Here is a 16,805-nt window from a genome sequence, read left to right on the forward strand (position 1 = left end):
CGTCGTACGCCCCGGGAGCGGGGCGGCGTCATCGGGTGCGGTTCAGGGTCTGCAGGGCGGCGCGCAGCAGCTGCGGCAGCGGCGGGGGCGCGGCGCCGTCCCCCTCCGCCTGCGGGGCGACGGCGGTGACGGCCTCGTCGGCCTCGCGGGGCGCGTACCCCAGGCCCGTGAGGGCGGCGTGCAGCTGCTCGCGCCAGCCGGCGGCCGCGGCGGCGCCCGCCTGCCTGCCGACGAGTCCGCTGCTGCCCAGCGGCTCGCCGAGCCGGTCCTTCAGCTCCAGCAGCAGCTTCTGGGCGCCCTTCTTGCCGATGCCGGGGACGGCGGTCAGCGCCTTCTCGTCGCCGGTGGAGACGGCGAGGCGGAGCGCGTCGGGGCGGTGCACGGCGAGCATGGCCTGGGCCAGCCGCGGGCCGACGCCGCTGGCGGTCTGGAGCAGCTCGAAGACCTGGCGCTCGTCGTCGTCGGCGAACCCGTACAGGGTGAGGGAGTCCTCCCGGACGACGAGGGAGGTGGCCAGCCGGGCGTCCTTGCCGACGCGCAGCGTGGACAGGGTGTCGGGCGTGCACTGCACGGCCATGCCGATGCCGCCGACCTCGATGACCGCGGCGTCGGGGGCGAGTGCGGCGACGGGGCCGCTGACGAAGGCGATCATGCGGGGTCCCTCCGGATCTCGCGGTCCCGGTGCTCCGGGCGGTCCTGGCTCGCACGGCCGGCGCGCGGGGCGCCCTGGCCGGCCGGGCGGGCGGTGCGCCGCACCCCCGGGGCGGCGGCGCGGGCGGCCGTCCCGGCGCGGGCCGATGCCCCCTTGCCGCGGGCGCGCAGCAGGCGGTCCTGGGCGGGGGCCCGCCACAGGTGGCAGATGGCCAGCGCCAGCGCGTCGGCGGCGTCGGCCGGCTTCGGCGGGGCGTCGAGCCGCAGCAGCCGGGTGACCATGGCGCCGACCTGTGCCTTGTCGGCCCGGCCCGAGCCGGTGACGGCGGCCTTGACCTCGCTGGGCGTGTGCAGCGCGACGGGCAGGCCGCGGCGGGCGGCGCAGAGGATGGCGACGGCGCTGGCCTGGGCGGTGCCCATGACGGTGCGTACGTTGTGCTGGCTGAAGACGCGCTCGACGGCGACGGCCTCCGGCGCCTGCGCGTCGAGCCACTCCTCGACGCCGCGCTCGATGAGCAGCAGCCGCTCGGCGGTCGGGGCGTCGGAAGGGGTGCGCACGACGCCGACGGCGACCATCCGCAGCGCCCGGCCCGGCGCTCCGTCCACGACCCCCACACCGCACCGCGTCAGTCCCGGGTCCACTCCGAGCACCCGCACCCGCCGCCCCCTCTCGTCCGCCCGCGTACGTGTGTGCAGGCTACCGGCCGGCACCGACACCGCAGCCGAAGGGCCCGCCGGATGTCGCCATCCTGCGGGCCCGTCGCGGCGTGCGCGTACGGCTCAGGCGGAGGCCTTCTCCATGACCTCGTCGGAGACGTCGAAGTTGGCGAAGACGTTCTGGACGTCGTCGCTGTCCTCCAGGGCGTCGATGAGCCGGAAGATCTTGCGGGCGCCCTCCTCGTCCAGCTCCACCTGCATGGTGGGGACGAAGTTCGCCTCGGCCGAGTCGTAGTCGATCCCGGCGTCCTGCAGCGCGGTGCGGACCGCGACCATGTCGCCGGCCTCGCTGAGCACCTCGAAGGACTCGCCCAGGTCGTTGACCTCCTCGGCGCCGGCGTCCAGCACCGCGGCGAGCACGTCGTCCTCGCCCAGCTCGCCCTTGGGGACGATCACCACGCCCTTGCGGTTGAAGAGGTACGACACGGAGCCCGGGTCGGCCATGGAGCCGCCGTTGCGCGTCATGGCGACGCGGACGTCGGAGGCGGCGCGGTTGCGGTTGTCCGTCAGGCACTCGATGAGCACGGCCACGCCGTTGGGCCCGTAGCCCTCGTACATGATCGTCTCGTACTCGGCGCCGCCCGCTTCGAGACCGGCGCCGCGCTTGACGGCGCTGTCGATGTTCTTGTTCGGGACGGACTGCTTCTTGGCCTTCTGGATCGCGTCGTACAGCGTGGGATTTCCGTCGGGGTCGGCTCCCCCCTGCCGCGCCGCGACCTCGACGTTCTTGATCAACTTGGCGAAGAGCTTTCCTCGCTTGGCATCGATCACGGCCTTCTTGTGCTTGGTGGTTGCCCACTTAGAGTGGCCGGACACAGCCCCGCTCCATTCCGCGTTCCGCGCATTCGACTAACCGGCAACGAACTCGTCGATCCTACCGGTGCCGGTCAGCCCGCCCGGCGCACCATATCGGCGAAGAGAGCGTGCACGCGGTGGTCCCCGGTGAGTTCGGGATGGAACGACGTGGCCAGCAGCGGACCCTGCCGGACGGCGACGGGGTGCCCGCCGACCTCCGCCAGCCTTTCCACCCCGGCGCCGGTGGACTCCACCCACGGCGCCCGGATGAAGACGCCGTGCACCGGGCCGCCGGGGACGCCGGCGACCTCCAGCGGCACCTCGAACGACTCGTTCTGCCGGCCGAAGGCGTTGCGCCGCACGATCATGTCGATGCCGCCGACGGTCTCCTGGCCGGAGCGCGGGTCGAGGATCTTGTCCGCCAGCATGATCATGCCGGCGCAGGAGCCGTACGCGGGCATCCCCGCCCGCACCCGCTCGCGCAGCGGCTCCAGCAGCCCGAAGGCGACGGCGAGCTTGGACATCGTGGTGGACTCGCCGCCCGGGATGACCAGGCCGGACACCTCCGCCAGCTCCGCCGGCCGGCGCACCGGCACGGCGCTCGCGCCGGCCGCGGCGAGGGCCGCCAGGTGTTCGCGTACGTCGCCCTGGAGGGCGAGCACGCCGATGGCGGGGGTGTCCATGGGGGTCGTCCTCACCAGCCCCGGCCGGCGTAGCGCTCGGAGTCGTCCAGGGTGTCGAGGTTGATGCCGACCATGGCCTCGCCGAGGTTGCGGGAGGCGTCCGCGACGACCTTCGGGTCGTCGTAGAAGGTGGTGGCCTTGACGATGGCGGAGGCGCGCTTGGCCGGGTCGCCGGACTTGAAGATGCCGGAGCCGACGAAGACGCCCTCGGCGCCGAGCTGGCGCATCAGCGCGGCGTCGGCGGGGGTGGCGACGCCGCCCGCGGAGAACAGCACGACGGGCAGCTTGCCGAGCCGGGCCACCTCGGCGACCAGCTCGTACGGGGCGCGCAGTTCCTTGGCCGCAGCGTACAGCTCGTGGTTGTCGAGGCCGCGCAGGGCGCCGATCCCGTTCTTGATCTGGCGCAGGTGGCGGACGGCCTCGACGACGTTGCCGGTGCCGGCCTCGCCCTTGGAGCGGATCATGGCCGCGCCCTCGGCGATGCGGCGCAGGGCCTCGCCCAGGTTGGTGGCGCCGCAGACGAAGGGGGTGGTGAAGGCCCACTTGTCGGAGTGGTTGACCTCGTCGGCGGGGGTGAGCACCTCGGACTCGTCGACGTAGTCGACGCCGAGCGCCTGGAGGATCTGGGCCTCGACGAAGTGGCCGATGCGGGACTTGGCCATCACCGGGATGGAGACGGCCTCGATGATGCCCTCGATCATGTCGGGGTCCGACATGCGCGCCACGCCGCCGTCCTTGCGGATGTCGGCGGGCACCCGCTCCAGGGCCATCACCGCGACGGCGCCCGCGTCCTCGGCGATCTTCGCCTGCTCGGGCGTGACGACGTCCATGATCACGCCGCCCTTGAGCTGCTCGGCCATGCCGCGCTTGACGCGTGCGGTGCCGGTCTCGGGAGCCGACGACTGGGGGGCGGAGCTGGGCGTGCTGGACACGGTGGAACCTCGCTCGGTGATGTGGGTGCGGTGTGGGTGTGTGCATGGCGCACGGTGCACCGCTTCCATCGTAAACACGTTCGGACGGCGGGCCGAATGTGCGCCACGGTCAAGGAAACCCCAGGCGGGAGGGGTCAGGAAAGAGCCAATCGGCAAGCTGTGGCCGCCGAGCCGCCGGCGGTGCGCCGCGGGGTCAGCCCGCCGAGGGGGCGCGGTCGGTCAGGGCCGGCGGCGGCTCGTCGTCCATCTCGACCGCCAGCGGGAACGGCGCGTGCCCCGCCAGCCGGAACCAGCGCACCTTGCGGTGCCGGCGCAGCGCCCGCGCCGCGCGTACCGCGTCGTTGTGGAAGCGCCGCGCCATCGGCACCCGCCGCGCGGCCTCCGCCAGCTCGTGCACGGCCTCCTCGCCGCCCGGCGCCCCGCGCACCGCCTCCACCTGCTCGGGGGCCTCGAACACCGCCCGCAGCGCCTGGCTCAGCTCGCTCTCGGCGACCTCGCGCTGGTCCTCCTCCGCCTGCCGGGCGGCGTGCGCGGCCTCGTAGAGCACGATCGAGGCGGCCGGATCGAGGACGCCGCTGGTGGCCAGCTCCTGCGCCACCGAGGCGCGCCGCAGCAGCTGGGCGTCGAGGGCCGCCTTGGCGGCGTCGATACGGGTGTGCAGCCGGTCGAGCCGGCCGGCGGTCCAGCTCAGGTAGACGCCGATCAGGCAGAGCACGACCGCGATCAGCAGCAGCGTCAGGGGTGTCGACACGTCACGCCTCCCGGTCGCGGGCGGGGCCGAAGCGGGCCGCCCAGCGGCCGGCGCGCTCGTCCTCCGCCACGGACTGGGCGCCCTGGGTCACCGTCTCGTACACCGCCAGGATGTCCGCGCCGACCGTCGACCAGTCGAAGCGCTGTACGTGCCGGCTGCCGCGCTCGCGCAGCTCGGCCCTGCGGGCGTCGTCCAGCAGCAGCCCCGCCGCCCGTTCCGCCAGGTCCCCGGCGTCCTCGCGCGCGAACACCTCGCCCGCCGTGCCGCCGTCCAGCACCTGCACGAAGGCGTCGAGGTCGGCGGCCAGCACCGGCGCCCCCGCCGACATCGCCTCGACGAGGATGATGCCGAACGACTCGCCGCCGGTGTTCGGCGCGACGTAGAGGTCGACGCTGCGCAGCAGCCGCGCCTTGTCCTCGTCGCTGACCATGCCCAGGAACTCCACCCGCGCGCGCACCTCGGGCGGCAGGTGCCCCGCGATCTCCGCCGGGTCGCCGCGCCCGGCGACCAGCAGGCGCGCGTCGGGCACCCGCTCCAGGATCCGCGGGAACGCCTCCATCAGCACCGGCAGCCCCTTGCGCGGCTCGTCGATCCGGCCGATGAAGCCCAGCGTGCGGCCCTGCCACGCAGCCTTCGGCTCGGCCCCGGCGAAGAACGAGACGTCGACGCCGTTGGGGATGACGACGGCGTCGCCGCCCAGGTGCTCGACCAGCGTGCGGCGCGCGTACTCGCTGACGGCGATGCGGGCGCTGATCTTCTCCAGCGCCGACTGCAGGATCGGGTACGCGGCGATCATGCCGCGGGAGCGCGGGCTGGACATGTGGAACGTGGCCACGATCGGCCCCTTCGCCGCCCAGCAGGCCAGCAGGGCGAGCGACGGCGCGGCCGGCTCGTGGATGTGCAGCACGTCGAAGTCGCCGTCGCGGACCCAGCGGCGCACCCGGGCGGCGGACAGGAAGCCGAAGTTGATGCGCGCCACGGACCCGTTGTACGGCACGGGGACGGCCCTGCCGGCCCCGACGACGTACTCGGGCAGCGGGGTGTCGTCGTCCGCGGGCGCGAGGACGGAGACCTCGTGGCCGGCGGCGCGCAGGTGCTCCGCCAGGTCCCGGACGTGGAACTGCACGCCGCCGGGCGCCTCCCAGGAGTACGGGCAGACGATCCCGATCCTCACCGCGACGCCCCGCCCGCGAGGTCGTCCGGCCAGAAGCGCTGGAGCATGTGCCAGTCCTGCGGGTGCGCGGCGATGCCGGCGGCGAAGTCGTCGGCCATGGCCTGCGTCATGGCGGCGGTCTTCTCCGCCCGGGTGCCGGTCGCGGGCACCTCCACGGGGGCGTGCACCCGGCCCTGGAGGACGGGCGAGTCGTCGTACCAGAGCGTGACGGGCAGCAGCAGCGCGCCGGTCTGCTGGGCGAGCAGCGCGGGGCCCGCGGGCATCCGGGCCGCGGAGCCGAAGAAGTCCACCTCGACGCCGGTGGCCGACAGGTCGCGGTCGGCGACCAGGCAGACCAGCCCGCCGTCGCGCAGCCGCCGGGCGAGGGTGCCGAAGGCGCTCGCGCCGCCGTGCGCCAGCACCTCCATGCCCAGGCTCTCCCGGTACGTGACGAACCGGTCGTACAGCGACTCCGGCTTCAGCCGCTCCTGCACGGTGGTGAAGGGCACCCCGAGCTTGGTGGTGACCCAGGCGCCGGCCAGATCCCAGTTGCCCATGTGCGGCAGCGCGAGGATCACGCCGGTGTCGCCGGCGATGCCGTCCTCCAGCCAGTGCACGTCCTCGGGGTCGAAGCCGTCGCGGACGCGCTGCTTGCTCCACGCGGGCAGCCGGAAGGACTCCATCCAGTAGCGCATGTACGAGCGCATGCCGGCCCGGCTGAGCGCGGCCAGTTGCTCGGGCCCGGCGTCCGGGACCACCCGGGCGAGGTTCGACGTGAGCCGGCGCACGCCCTTGCCGTCGCGGCGCCAGGCGGTGTCGGCGATGCGCCTGCCGAGGGCGGCGGCGGCGGGTTCCGGCAGCCGTTTCACGGCTGCCCAGCCCAGGCCGTACATCCCGTCGGTCAGGCGCTCCTTCACGCGCTCTCCTGGTCCGCGGGCGCGGCCTCGGACTCCGGGCCGGAGCCGCCGCGCGGCGCGGGCGGCGGCAGCGGGTCGGCGGCGTCCTTCTCCGCCGCCTCCCGGTGCACGGTCACCATCCGCTGGCAGAGCGTGACGGCGCTGCCGGCGGCGACGGCCCACAGCGCGATGGGCAGCAGGAGGTCGATGTGCGGGATGCCGAACGTGCGCTCCATGCCCGCGAAGCCGGCGAGCACCAGGGTGATCACCAGCCGGTCGGCGCGCTCCATCAGGCCGTTGACCTTGACCGGCAGGCCGATGCTCTCGCCGCGCGCCTTGGTGTAGGACACGACCTGGCCGCCGGCGAGGCAGAAGATCGCCACCGCGCACATCACCAGGTCGTCGCCGTCGCCCGCGTACCAGAGCGCGATGCCGCCGAAGACGGCCGAGTCCGCGGCCCGGTCGAGCGTCGAGTCCAGGAACGCGCCCCAGCGGCTGGAGCGGCCGGACTGGCGGGCCATGGTGCCGTCGATCAGGTCGGAGAAGACGAAGAGGGTGATGATCACCGTGCCCCAGAAGAACTCCCCGCGGGGGAAGAAGGCCAAGGCGCCCGCCATCACCCCGAGGGTGCCCACGAAGGTGACGGTGTCGGGGCTCACGCCGCGACGCAGCAGCATCGCGGCGATGGGTGCGAAGACACGCGTGAAGATCGCACGCGCGTACTTGTTCAGCATGGCCGTCCCAGGGTTGCCGGTCGGCGGGCCCCGCGGCTGGCCGGGGGCTCGTCGGTGGAAGTCGCTCAACGTAGCGCAGCCATCGTAGCCAGCGCCCGGGAGGGGCCGCGCGGGCCGTACGCCGGTGCCCTGCCGGGCCCCGTGCACGTCGGCGGGGGTCGCGGTTTCCGAACCCGTCCGTGCTATTTACGGCGTCTGACCGCGGTGCAAAGCTCGAATGCACCGCACGTGTCAGACGGAGGCGAGACACATGGGTGACAAGGCAAACGCACACCCCGGGGCCGCCGGCAGGGCAGCGGCGGCCGCCCGGCCCTCCGACATTCGGAACGTGGCGCTGGTCGGCCATAGCGGATCCGGTAAGACGACGCTGGTGGAGGCGCTGGCGCTGACCACGAAGGCGCTCACCCGGGCCGGCCGGGTCGAGGACGGCGGCTGCGTATCCGACTACGACGAGATCGAACAGCGCCAGCAGCGCTCGGTCCAGCTCTCGCTGGTCCCGGTGGAGTGGGACGGCATCAAGATCAATCTGTTGGACACCCCCGGCTACGCGGACTTCGTCGGGGAGTTGCGGGCCGGTCTGCGAGCGGCGGACGCGGCCCTTTTCGTCGTCTCGGCCGCGGACGGCGTGGACGGCGCGACCCGGATGCTCTGGGAGGAGTGCGCGGCGGTCGGGATGCCGCGGGCGATCGTCGTCACGCACCTGGACGCCGCCAGAGCCGACTTCGACCAGATGACCGAGACCTGCCGGGAGGCGTTCGGCGGCGACGACCCCGACGCCGTGCTGCCGTTGTACCTGCCGCTGCTCGGCGAGCCCGCGGCCGACGGCCACGCGCCCGTGCACGGGCTCATCGGCCTGCTCACGCAGCGGGTCTTCGACTACACCTCCGGTGCCCGCGAGGACAGGGCGCCGCGCCCGGACGAGCTGCCGCTGATCGAGGAGGCGCGCAACCGGCTCATCGAGGGCATCATCTCCGAGAGCGAGGACGAGTCGCTCATGGAGCGCTACCTCGGCGGGGAGGACGTCGAGGTCAAGACGCTCGTGCAGGACCTGGAGAAGGCCGTCGCGCGCGGGGTGTTCCACCCCGTGCTGGCCGCCGCGCCCGCGGTGGACGGCGGCACGCAGGGGCTGGGCACGGTCGAGCTGCTGGAGCTGGTCACCGGCGGCTTCCCCACACCGCCGGAGCGGCGTATCCCCGACGTGACCACGGTGCGCGGCGAGGAGCGCACGGCGCTGGCCTGCGACCCGGCCGGCCCGCTGGCCGCCGAGGTGGTCAGGACGTCCTCGGACCCGTACATCGGCCGGCTGTCGCTGCTGCGCGTCTTCTCCGGCACGCTGCGCCCCGACCAGACGGTGCACGTCTCGGGCCACGGCATGGAGGACCGCGGGCACGAGGACCACGACACCGACGAGCGGATCGGCTCGCTGACCGCCCCGTTCGGCAAGCTCCAGCGCCCGCTGGACGCGGCGATCGCCGGCGACATCGCCTGCGTCGGCAAGCTGAACGGCGCGGAGACCGGCGACACCGTCTCGGCCAAGGACGAGCCGCTGCTGATGGCGCCGTGGCTGATGCCCGACCCGCTGCTGCCGGTGGCCATCGAGGCGCACACCAAGCAGGACGAGGACAAGCTGTCGCAGGGCCTGGCGCGGCTGTGCGCGGAGGACCCGACGATGCGGCTGGAACAGAACGCCGCCACCCGGCAGTTGGTGCTGTGGTGCCTGGGCGAGGCGCACCGCGACGTGGCGCTGGAGCGGCTGCGCACGCGGTACGGCGTGCAGGTCGACTCGGTGGACCACAAGGTGTCGCTGCGCGAGACGTTCTCCGGCCGGGCGGCGGCGCGCGGGCGGCACGTCAAGCAGTCCGGCGGCCACGGGCAGTACGCCATCTGCGAGATCGAGGTCGAGCCGCTGCCGGGGGGCTCGGGCATCGAGTTCGTGGACAAGGTGGTCGGCGGCGCGGTGCCGCGGCAGTTCATCCCGTCGGTGGAGAAGGGCGTACGCGGCCAGGCGGTCAAGGGCGTGGCCACCGGCTATCCGCTGGTCGACGTGCGGGTGACGCTCGTCGACGGCAAGGCGCACTCGGTGGACTCCTCCGACGCCGCGTTCCAGACGGCGGGCGCGCTGGCACTGCGGGAGGCCGCGGCGCAGGTGCAGATCCATCTGCTGGAGCCGGTCGCCGAGATCAGCGTGCTCGTCGCGGACGAGTACGTCGGCCCGGTGATGAGCGATCTGTCCGGGCGGCGCGGCCGCGTGGTCGGCACCGAGCAGGCGGGCGGCGGCCGGACGCTGGTGCGCGCGGAGGTGCCGGAGTTCGAGATCGGCCGGTACGCGGTGGATCTGCGCTCCCTGTCGCACGGCACCGGCCGCTTCGACCGCTCGTACGCCAGACACGAGCCGATGCCGCAGCAGCTGGCGGCGAAGATCCGTGATCGGCAGGGCCACGACGGTTGACCGCGGCTAGGCTGGGGCACATTGGTGGTCGGGCCCGCTTGCCCGCGGGCCCGGCCCCATCACCGGGGCGGACGCGCGGCGTTGGGGGCGGCAGTGGCAGGTTCCGATGGGCTGGAGTTCGACTTCGCCCCGCGCGCGCAGGTGCCGCTGTCCGGCGCCCAGGGGCAGACGGCCGCGACGCACGCGCTCGCCTCCACGGCGTACCGCGACAGCGCGGTCACCAAGCTGCTCGACGCCAACAACGACACCAGCAAGTCGGACTTCAAGAAGGGCCGGCTCTCGCTCTTCGAGCCGAACCTGGGCGAGGCGTTCGCACGCGCGGTCACGGTCCGCATGCTCGCCGACGGCCGCAAGCCGCTCATCCAGTCGTTCGGGACGGAGCCGCAGGCGGTGCTGGAGCACTGCCTGGCGGCCAACCGCTACCGCAAGGAGCGCGACACCCGGCTGACCGTGGTGATGGCCGTCTTCGGGCTGCTGTTCCTGCCCGGCGTGCTGCTCTGGCTCGGCGTCTTCCAGCTCCGCCGCACCCTGGCCGGGGCGTCGGACAAGCGCGTCGGCGCGGTGGGTTACGTGCTGCTGGGCATCCTCGGCCTCGCCGCCATATACCTGTTCATCACGCTGCCGGCGGGCGGCCTGCTCAACATCTACCTGCGCGGCCTGCTGGTGGCGCCGATCATAGGCTGGTTCTGGGCGAACCGGATCTGCGAGCAGTACGCCAAGGGGCTGCGCGAGCACTGGACGGCCCTGCTGTCCGGCGGCGGCCTCGGCGCGAAGATCCCGGAGGCGGTGCCGAGCAACCCCGGCGAGGCCAGCGCGGAGCGGCTGCGGCTGGGCCTGGCGAAGCTGTCGGCGGAGCAGCACAGCAACGTCGTCTTCTACGCGGGCCCCAAGGGGATACTCGGCATGGGCACCCGCTGGGGCTCCTGGCAGCTGGCGGAGGACCTCAAGCCGAAGGAGTCCGGCGGCGAGATCCACCCGTTCCGCAGCTGGGACGTCGTCAAGGCGATCCACGACAAGCTGCGCATGCTGGAGCGCACCCCGCTGCACACCGGCGGCTTCCCGGCGCCCGCGATACGGCACTGGATCGTCGCCCCGATAGGCGAAGGCGCGGGCGAGGTCGCCCGGCCCGGCGGCACGATCGTCGACGGCTATTCCGTACGGGACTTCGAGGTCCAGCGGATCTGCAACGAGCAGCAGTTCGGCGCGGGCAACCGGCACTATCTGGGCGTGCAGTTCACGCTCTGGGACGGCCAGCTGGTCATCACCATGATGATCTCGGTGACCGTGCTGCACGAGACGCTGCGCATCGAGGTCACGGGCCACGCGCTGGGCCCGGTGCACCCGATGTTCACCAGCAAGCCCAGCCGCCAGACCAAGACGGTGAGCGGCATGAAGTTCTGGGAGACCAAGGAGAAGCCGCTGCCGCTGGTGCCCTCCCGCGAGGTGGTGCGGCTGGCCGCCCGCGCGCCGTTCACCTGGTACCCGCCGCTGCTCGACTACCTCGGCGGCAAGCTGAAGCTCCCCGAGCCCTTCGGGCTGCGGCACGTGTGGGCGGACAAGATGTGGCGGCACCGCTTCATGGCCGACGACGTGCTGCGCGCGGCGCCGCCCGTGCTGCGGGTGGTGCACCAGGCGGCGCTGCGGGTGCTGGAGGAGAACAACGTCGACACCACCAACTTCGCGGGCCGGTCGCTGGCCCTCAGCGGGATGGTGCAGAGCGCGGAGCCGCGGCGCGCGGACGTGTACGACGCCTGACGGCGCCCGCAGGGGGCGCGCGCGGGCCGGGTTCGGGCCCCTGTTCAGACCGTTACGCCCCCGAGCGCCGCGGGCGTCGCCGGGCGGGAGCTGCCGTCGTACGCCGCCCAGGCCGCGGCCAGCCGCTCGACCGCCTCGGTGAGCACGTCGCGCGGGGAGCAGAAGTGCAGCCGCAGGTACGGGCCGCTGCCCCCGGCGGCGTCGACGCAGGCGCCGGGCAGGACGGCGACCCCGTGCCGGAGCGCGACCTGCGCGAAGGACACCCCGTCCCCGTACGGCAGCCGCAGCCACACCGTCTGCCCGCCGGGCACAGGCGGGCAGGTCCAGGAGGGCAGCAGCCGGGCCAGCTCGGCGCGCAGGTGGTCGTGGGCGCGGCGCAGTCCGGCGCGGCGCCGGGCGAGCAGCGGTTCGTACGCGGCCAGCAGCGAGACGGCGACGAGCTGGGCCGGCACGTCGGTGCCGAGGTCGTGGACGGCCTTCAGCCGGGCGAGCCGGGTGACGACCCCGGCGGGCCCGCGCACCCAGCCGATGCGCAGCCCGCCCCAGACCACCTTGCTGAGCGACCCGGCGCTGATGACCTCGGCGCCGTCCGCGTACGCGGCGAGCGCCGGCGGCGCGGCACCCTCGAACGCCAGGTCCGCCACCACCTCGTCGTCCACCAGCGGCACGCCGAGGTGCCCCGCCGCCTCGGCGAGCCGCCGCCCGCGCAGCGGGGGCAGCACGGCGGCAGTCGGGTTCTGGTGCACCGAGCCGACGTACGCGAGCGCCGGCCGGTGCTCAGCCAGGGTCCGTACCGCCGCGTCCACGTCGATCCCGTCCGGCCCCGCGGGCACCGGCCGCAGCACGGCGCCCGCCTCGCGGAACAGGTCCAGCGCCCCCGGGTACGCGGGCGCCTCGACCAGCACCGGGTCACCGGGGGCGACGAAGAGCCGGGTCAGCAGCGCCAGTGCCTGCTGTCCTCCGGTGGTGACGAGGATCTGCTCCGGCTCGGTGGGGATGCCGCGCGCCGCGTAGCGGGCGGCGACGGCGGCGCGCAGGGCGGGCAGCCCTGCGGGGTGGTAGCCGAGGCCGGTCGCGGGCAGGGCCAGCTCGCGGTAGGCGCGGACCAGTTCGGGTGGCGGGCCGTCCGGGGCGGCGCAGCTGAGCAGGATCACGCCGTCGGCCGGCTCCAGCAGGTTGAGGAAGAGCGGGTTCGCGGTCTCGGCCGCGCGGCCGGGCACGAGCGCCGCCTCCGCGACGCGGGTGCCGCTCCCCTGCCGCCGTACGACGCGGCCCTCCTGGCGCAGCACGCCGTAGGCCGCGACCACCGTCGTGCGCCCGACGGCCAGCGCCGCCGCGAGTGCCCGCTCCGGCGGCAGCGCCGCGCCGGGCCGCAGCCGGCCCTCGTCGACGAGCCGCCTGAGCCGGGCGGCGAGCAGCACGTACAGCGGGCCGCGCCCGGCCGACCAGCGGCCCAGGGCGGCCACCAGGTCGGAGGCCCGCACGTCGTCGGTGTCCATGGCGGACCAATCTCCCGGAATTGGCCCTGTCCCGGCAACCCATTCGCCGCGGAGACTTTCGCCATGAGCGCCGATCTGCACCCCTCGACCCGTACCGCCCACCCGCCCGTGCCCGTCCCCGAGGGCAGCCGCCCGGTGACCGTGCCGATCCACCAGGGCCACGTCTTCGCGTTCGACTCCGCCGACGCGATGGCCGCCGCCTTCCACGACCCGGACGGCGCGTACCTCTACAACCGCTTCGGAAACCCCACCGTCCGCGCCCTGGAGGAGGCCGTCAGCGGACTCGAAGGCGGCGCTGGCGGGCTGGCGTTCGCGTCCGGCATGGGCGCGATCAACGCCGTGCTGCTGGGCCTGCTCTCCGCCGGGGACCACGTCGTCGCGCAGCGCTCCCTGTACGGCGGCACGTACGCGACGCTGACCGACCTCGCCGCGCGCTGGGGGGTGTCCGTCGACTACGTCTCCGGCCGGGACGCGGACGAGGTACGGGCCGCGCTCACGCCGCGCACCCGGGTGCTCTACCTGGAGACCATCGCCAACCCCACCACCGCCGTCACCGACCTGCCCGCGCTCCTCGCGGCCGCCGCGGAGGCGGGCGTCACCGGGGTCGTCGACAACACCTTCGCCACCCCGATGCTCTGCCGCCCGGTCGAGCACGGCGCCGACGTGGTCGTCCACTCGGCGACCAAGTACCTCGGCGGCCACGCCGACGTCCTGGGCGGCGTCGCCGTCTTCCGGGACGCGGAGCTGCGCCGCCGCGTCTGGGCGCACGCCGTGGAACAGGGCGCGTCGGCCGACCCGTTCGCGGCCTGGCTGACGCTGCGCGGCATGGCGACCCTGGCGCTGCGCGTCGAGCGGCAGTCCGCGACGGCGCTGACCCTGGCCGAACGCCTGGCCGCCCACCCGGCGGTGGCCCGGGCCCGCCACCCCGGCCTGCCGGACCACCCGGACCGGGCCACGGCCGCCCGGCTGCTGGCCGCCGGCGGCGGGGTGCTGGCGTTCGACCTGGCGGGCGGCCGGGAGGCGGGGCGCAGGTTCGTCGAGTCGCTGCGGCTGGCACTGCTGAGCCCGTCGCTGGGCGACGTCAGGACGCTCGTCATGCACCCGGCGAGCACGTCGCACCGCCAACTCGACGCCGCCGCGCTGGCGGCGATGGACATCGGCGAGGGCACGGTGCGGGTCTCCGTGGGCATCGAGCACCCGGACGACCTGTGGGCGGACCTGGCGCAGGCGCTGGAGAGGGCGGCGGACTGAGCGACCGCGGGCCCCCGGGCCATGCCGGCCCGGGGCCGCCCCCGCGGGCCTCCCCGCGGCTCACCCCCCGCCGCCGTCACCTCCCCCGCCACCGCCGCCGTCGTGGCCGCCGCCGTCGGACCCGCCCCCACCAGCGCCGGACGGCTCGTGGCCCACGTCGGTGGACCACGGGGTGTCCCAGCCGTAGCCCGGGCCCGCCCCGCCCGACCCGTACGGGTCCCGCACCCGGTGCGTCGTGCCGAGGCGGATCAGCGCGTTCTCGTCGCCCGCACCGCACACGGCGCCGAAGAAGTGGGCCACCACCGCGTCCAGCGGGTCGTCGGACTCGTACCGCACGTCCATCAGCGGCTCCACCGTCGCGTACCGCAGCTCCCAGTCCCGGCGCCGGGTGAGCAGGGCCACGGGGCGGTTGCCCCGCAGCAGCCGGGACGACTCCACATCCTGTCCCTCCAGCTCCCAGCGCACCTTCACCGTCCGGAGCGCGGCGATCAGCCCCCGGAACGAGGAGTCGAGGACGCTGAGCACGGCGGGCCGGCCCGCCACGGTGACCGTCAGCGGCGGGTTCCGCGTCCGCACCTGCTCGGTGGTGAGTCCGGCCTCCCCGCGCAGTCGCACCGCGGGCGTCCCGGGCGCCCCCTCGGCCCACACGTCCGCCCGCACCAGCCGCCGGTCGACGGCCACCACCACCGGCCCGTCGTGCGGCCCCGGCGCGGAGCGCCGCGCCATCCACAGCGGCACGCCCTCCGCCTCGGCCCGCCGCCCGGCCGCGGCCACCTCCTCGGGCCCGCCGCTCAGCTCCACCGCCAGCGCGCCGAGGGCCTGCGCGAACGCCGCCGCCTGCCGCACCCGGACGACCTGGGCGGAGCCGGTCACGCGGATCAACGGCACGGCGCCGCGGCCCTCCCCGATCCGGGCGAGCGCGCGCTCCATCCCGCCGCCGCCGACCCACCTGCCCCGCTGGTACGCCTCGGCCATGGCCATCAGGTTCATGTCGCCGACCCGCACGTGCGGACCCCGCGTCTGCGATAACCCGGCCGTCGTCAACCGCACGTTGGCCGCCAGCGGGTTCCACGATCTCTCCGCATAGACGACCGTCTCGTGTCCCGACATCTGTGCCCCCTGCACACCGTCGCGCATACGGGGCCGAAACCCCCGCTTTCATCCAGTGTGCACGCAACCCGGGACGGCACACCCCGGTCGGACACCACGGGCGTGATCGGCCCTCCGGCCGGCGGGCCGGGGGTGTACCACGGCCGCCCTGTCCCGCGATCCGCCGAACGGGCCCGCGGGTTGGGCCGAACGGCCTTTCCGCCGGTAACCCCCGCGGCATAAACGCATGATTCTGGCCGGACTCCGGCAGCCCGTACCGGGCACCCTGAGAATTTGTTTCCCTACCGTCGCGTATTCCGAGCGTCCACCCGCGTAGACTTGACACTTCGCAACATGACGCCAACCCGGGCGGGAACTCGTTTTCGGACTCCCGCCCTTCTTCGTGGAACTCTTCTTCACGCAGGCTTTACATGGCCCTAGAATGAGAACGCTCCCACCTCACGCTCCATGAGGTCGGGGACGCATTCGGTACGGCACCCCCACCAACAGCGTTCCGCACGAATGCTTCCCAGTCCCCGAAGCCGCTCTCCCCTTTCTTCACCCTCGCGCCCTCCCGGGCGCCCGGGAGCTCTTTCGCCATGCTCTGCGCGACCCTCAGGAGCGGGCGCACCTCTTCGGCCCGCCTGCGGCGCATGTGCTTTCACGAGCCGTAATCCGGCTCTCCCTGCCCAATTCAGTGCGGTCGGCGCCGGTTTCGTCCGGCCCGGACCGGAGACAAAGGATAGGAGAAACATGTCCGGTAAGTTGATTACTGGTGGAGCGCTGGCGGCCCTGGTAGCCGCCACCCTCTCCGCCGGGACCGCGGCGGCGGACGAGGCGCCGGCCGACGGGCCCGCCGAGCAGATCAGGGTCGGCATCCAGACCATCAACGGCTCGGGGTGCCCCGCCGGCACGGCGGCGGTCGCGGCCAACGCGGACAACACGGCGTTCACCGTGACCTACAGCGACTACCTGGCCGCCGCGGGGGCCGGCGCCAGCCCGATCGACTTCCGCAAGAACTGCCAGCTCAGCCTGGCGCTGGAGGTTCCCTCCGGGTTCACGTACGCGATCCAGAGCGTGGACTACCGCGGCTACGCGTACCTGGCGGACGGCGCGTCCGGCCTGGAGCAGGCGTCGTATTACCACATGGGTTCCGCGGAGACGACCGCGAGCAGCCAGACCTTCGACGGTCCGTACGACGACAACTGGCAGGTGACCGACTCCAAGGAGTGGGCCGAGCTGGTGTGGGCACCCTGCGGCGAAAAACGGAACTTCAACATCAACACCGAACTCCGGGTGTACCGCGGCTCCTCGGACCAGCGGGCGACGAGCCTGATGACGATGGACTCCACCGACAGCGCGGTGAGCACGAAGTACCACCTGGCGTGGAAGGAGTGCTGAGATACCGCGAAGGGTAAGCACCTTACCCGCGGTACGCCTTCGGAGACGG

Annotated in this window: 15 protein-coding genes; 4 read left to right on the forward strand and 11 right to left on the reverse strand. The window is 74.0% G+C overall.

The genetic code is table 11. The features are described 5' to 3' along the window. Window positions 1-28 precede the first annotated feature (28 nt). From ruvA to pgsA, 9 genes are all read right to left on the reverse strand, one after another. Window positions 29-652 (reverse strand): Holliday junction branch migration protein RuvA, encoded by a 624-nt coding sequence (gene ruvA, locus LG396_RS16315; RefSeq protein ID WP_037742230.1) that lies wholly within the window; start codon window positions 650-652, stop codon window positions 29-31. Beyond that, window positions 649-1,266: a crossover junction endodeoxyribonuclease RuvC gene (locus LG396_RS16320; protein ID WP_372483514.1), complete on the reverse strand. Its 618-nt coding sequence runs from the start codon at window positions 1,264-1,266 to the stop codon at window positions 649-651. Before LG396_RS16320 ends, ruvA begins: the two co-directional genes overlap by 4 nt. A gap of 165 nt (window positions 1,267-1,431) precedes the next feature. Beyond that, window positions 1,432-2,184, reverse strand: coding sequence for a YebC/PmpR family DNA-binding transcriptional regulator (locus LG396_RS16325; protein WP_026276296.1), 753 nt, complete (start codon window positions 2,182-2,184; stop codon window positions 1,432-1,434). Between the two features lie 71 nt (window positions 2,185-2,255). Beyond that, on the reverse strand, window positions 2,256-2,846 hold the full coding sequence (gene pdxT / locus LG396_RS16330) for a pyridoxal 5'-phosphate synthase glutaminase subunit PdxT (RefSeq protein ID WP_018836750.1): 591 nt from the start codon (window positions 2,844-2,846) through the stop codon (window positions 2,256-2,258). 11 nt (window positions 2,847-2,857) lie between these two features. Next, window positions 2,858-3,778, reverse strand: a complete 921-nt coding sequence (gene pdxS, locus LG396_RS16335) for a pyridoxal 5'-phosphate synthase lyase subunit PdxS (protein ID WP_018836751.1) — start codon at window positions 3,776-3,778, stop codon at window positions 2,858-2,860. Window positions 3,779-3,971: 193 nt separating this feature from the next. Beyond that, window positions 3,972-4,529, reverse strand: a complete 558-nt coding sequence (locus LG396_RS16340) for a LemA family protein (RefSeq protein WP_037742238.1) — start codon at window positions 4,527-4,529, stop codon at window positions 3,972-3,974. 1 nt (window position 4,530) lies between these two features. Next, window positions 4,531-5,703 (reverse strand): glycosyltransferase family 4 protein, encoded by a 1,173-nt coding sequence (locus LG396_RS16345; RefSeq protein WP_037742241.1) that lies wholly within the window; start codon window positions 5,701-5,703, stop codon window positions 4,531-4,533. Next, window positions 5,700-6,575, reverse strand: a complete 876-nt coding sequence (locus tag LG396_RS16350; RefSeq protein WP_263979219.1) for a phosphatidylinositol mannoside acyltransferase — start codon at window positions 6,573-6,575, stop codon at window positions 5,700-5,702. The genes LG396_RS16345 and LG396_RS16350 overlap by 4 nt, the downstream gene beginning before the upstream one ends. 20 nt (window positions 6,576-6,595) lie before the next feature. Further along, window positions 6,596-7,312, reverse strand: a complete 717-nt coding sequence (pgsA, locus tag LG396_RS16355; RefSeq protein ID WP_100298357.1) for a phosphatidylinositol phosphate synthase — start codon at window positions 7,310-7,312, stop codon at window positions 6,596-6,598. 250 nt (window positions 7,313-7,562) lie between these two features. On the opposite strand from pgsA, the gene LG396_RS16360 reads away from it, so the two are divergent. Both LG396_RS16360 and LG396_RS16365 read left to right on the forward strand, forming a co-directional pair. Beyond that, the gene (locus LG396_RS16360) at window positions 7,563-9,761 is read left to right on the forward strand and encodes an elongation factor G-like protein EF-G2 (protein ID WP_100298358.1); all 2,199 of its coding nucleotides are present in this window, start codon (window positions 7,563-7,565) and stop codon (window positions 9,759-9,761) included. A 93-nt stretch (window positions 9,762-9,854) separates the two neighbouring features. After that, a complete protein-coding gene (locus LG396_RS16365) occupies window positions 9,855-11,516 on the forward strand; it encodes an AbeC-like domain-containing protein (protein WP_051102880.1) in 1,662 nt (553 codons plus the stop codon). 44 nt (window positions 11,517-11,560) lie between these two features. On the opposite strand, the gene LG396_RS16370 is transcribed toward LG396_RS16365, so the two are convergent. Continuing rightward, window positions 11,561-13,015, reverse strand: a complete 1,455-nt coding sequence (locus LG396_RS16370) for an aminotransferase-like domain-containing protein (protein WP_225795322.1) — start codon at window positions 13,013-13,015, stop codon at window positions 11,561-11,563. 63 nt (window positions 13,016-13,078) lie between these two features. Between LG396_RS16370 and LG396_RS16375 the strand changes: the two genes are divergently transcribed. Further along, a complete protein-coding gene (locus LG396_RS16375) occupies window positions 13,079-14,266 on the forward strand; it encodes a trans-sulfuration enzyme family protein (RefSeq protein ID WP_225795323.1) in 1,188 nt (395 codons plus the stop codon). Between the two features lie 60 nt (window positions 14,267-14,326). On the opposite strand, the gene LG396_RS16380 is transcribed toward LG396_RS16375, so the two are convergent. Further along, complete coding sequence (locus tag LG396_RS16380) at window positions 14,327-15,376, reverse strand: hypothetical protein (RefSeq protein ID WP_225795324.1); 1,050 nt, start codon at window positions 15,374-15,376, stop codon at window positions 14,327-14,329. Window positions 15,377-16,108: 732 nt separating this feature from the next. Between LG396_RS16380 and LG396_RS16385 the strand changes: the two genes are divergently transcribed. Continuing rightward, window positions 16,109-16,756 carry a DUF4360 domain-containing protein gene (locus LG396_RS16385; protein ID WP_037742253.1) on the forward strand — a complete coding sequence of 216 codons (648 nt, stop codon included), beginning with the start codon at window positions 16,109-16,111 and terminating at the stop codon, window positions 16,754-16,756. The last annotated feature ends 49 nt before the right edge of the window (window positions 16,757-16,805 follow it).

The sequence above is a fragment of the Streptomyces aculeolatus genome, assembly GCF_020400605.1.
GTDB classification, from domain to species: domain Bacteria; phylum Actinomycetota; class Actinomycetes; order Streptomycetales; family Streptomycetaceae; genus Streptomyces; species Streptomyces aculeolatus.

What these genes read in the sequence shown, in the direction of transcription:
- pgsA (WP_100298357.1), bottom strand. Translation starts at nt 7,312, where the DNA reads ATGCTGAACAAGTACGCGCGTGCGATCTTCACGCGTGTCTTCGCACCC.
- ruvA (WP_037742230.1), bottom strand. Translation starts at nt 652, where the DNA reads ATGATCGCCTTCGTCAGCGGCCCCGTCGCCGCACTCGCCCCCGACGCC.
- LG396_RS16375 (WP_225795323.1), top strand. Translation starts at nt 13,079, where the DNA reads ATGAGCGCCGATCTGCACCCCTCGACCCGTACCGCCCACCCGCCCGTG.
- LG396_RS16350 (WP_263979219.1), bottom strand. Translation starts at nt 6,575, where the DNA reads ATGTACGGCCTGGGCTGGGCAGCCGTGAAACGGCTGCCGGAACCCGCC.
- pdxT (WP_018836750.1), bottom strand. Translation starts at nt 2,846, where the DNA reads ATGGACACCCCCGCCATCGGCGTGCTCGCCCTCCAGGGCGACGTACGC.
- LG396_RS16360 (WP_100298358.1), top strand. Translation starts at nt 7,563, where the DNA reads ATGGGTGACAAGGCAAACGCACACCCCGGGGCCGCCGGCAGGGCAGCG.
- LG396_RS16385 (WP_037742253.1), top strand. Translation starts at nt 16,109, where the DNA reads ATGTCCGGTAAGTTGATTACTGGTGGAGCGCTGGCGGCCCTGGTAGCC.
- LG396_RS16380 (WP_225795324.1), bottom strand. Translation starts at nt 15,376, where the DNA reads ATGTCGGGACACGAGACGGTCGTCTATGCGGAGAGATCGTGGAACCCG.
- LG396_RS16370 (WP_225795322.1), bottom strand. Translation starts at nt 13,015, where the DNA reads ATGGACACCGACGACGTGCGGGCCTCCGACCTGGTGGCCGCCCTGGGC.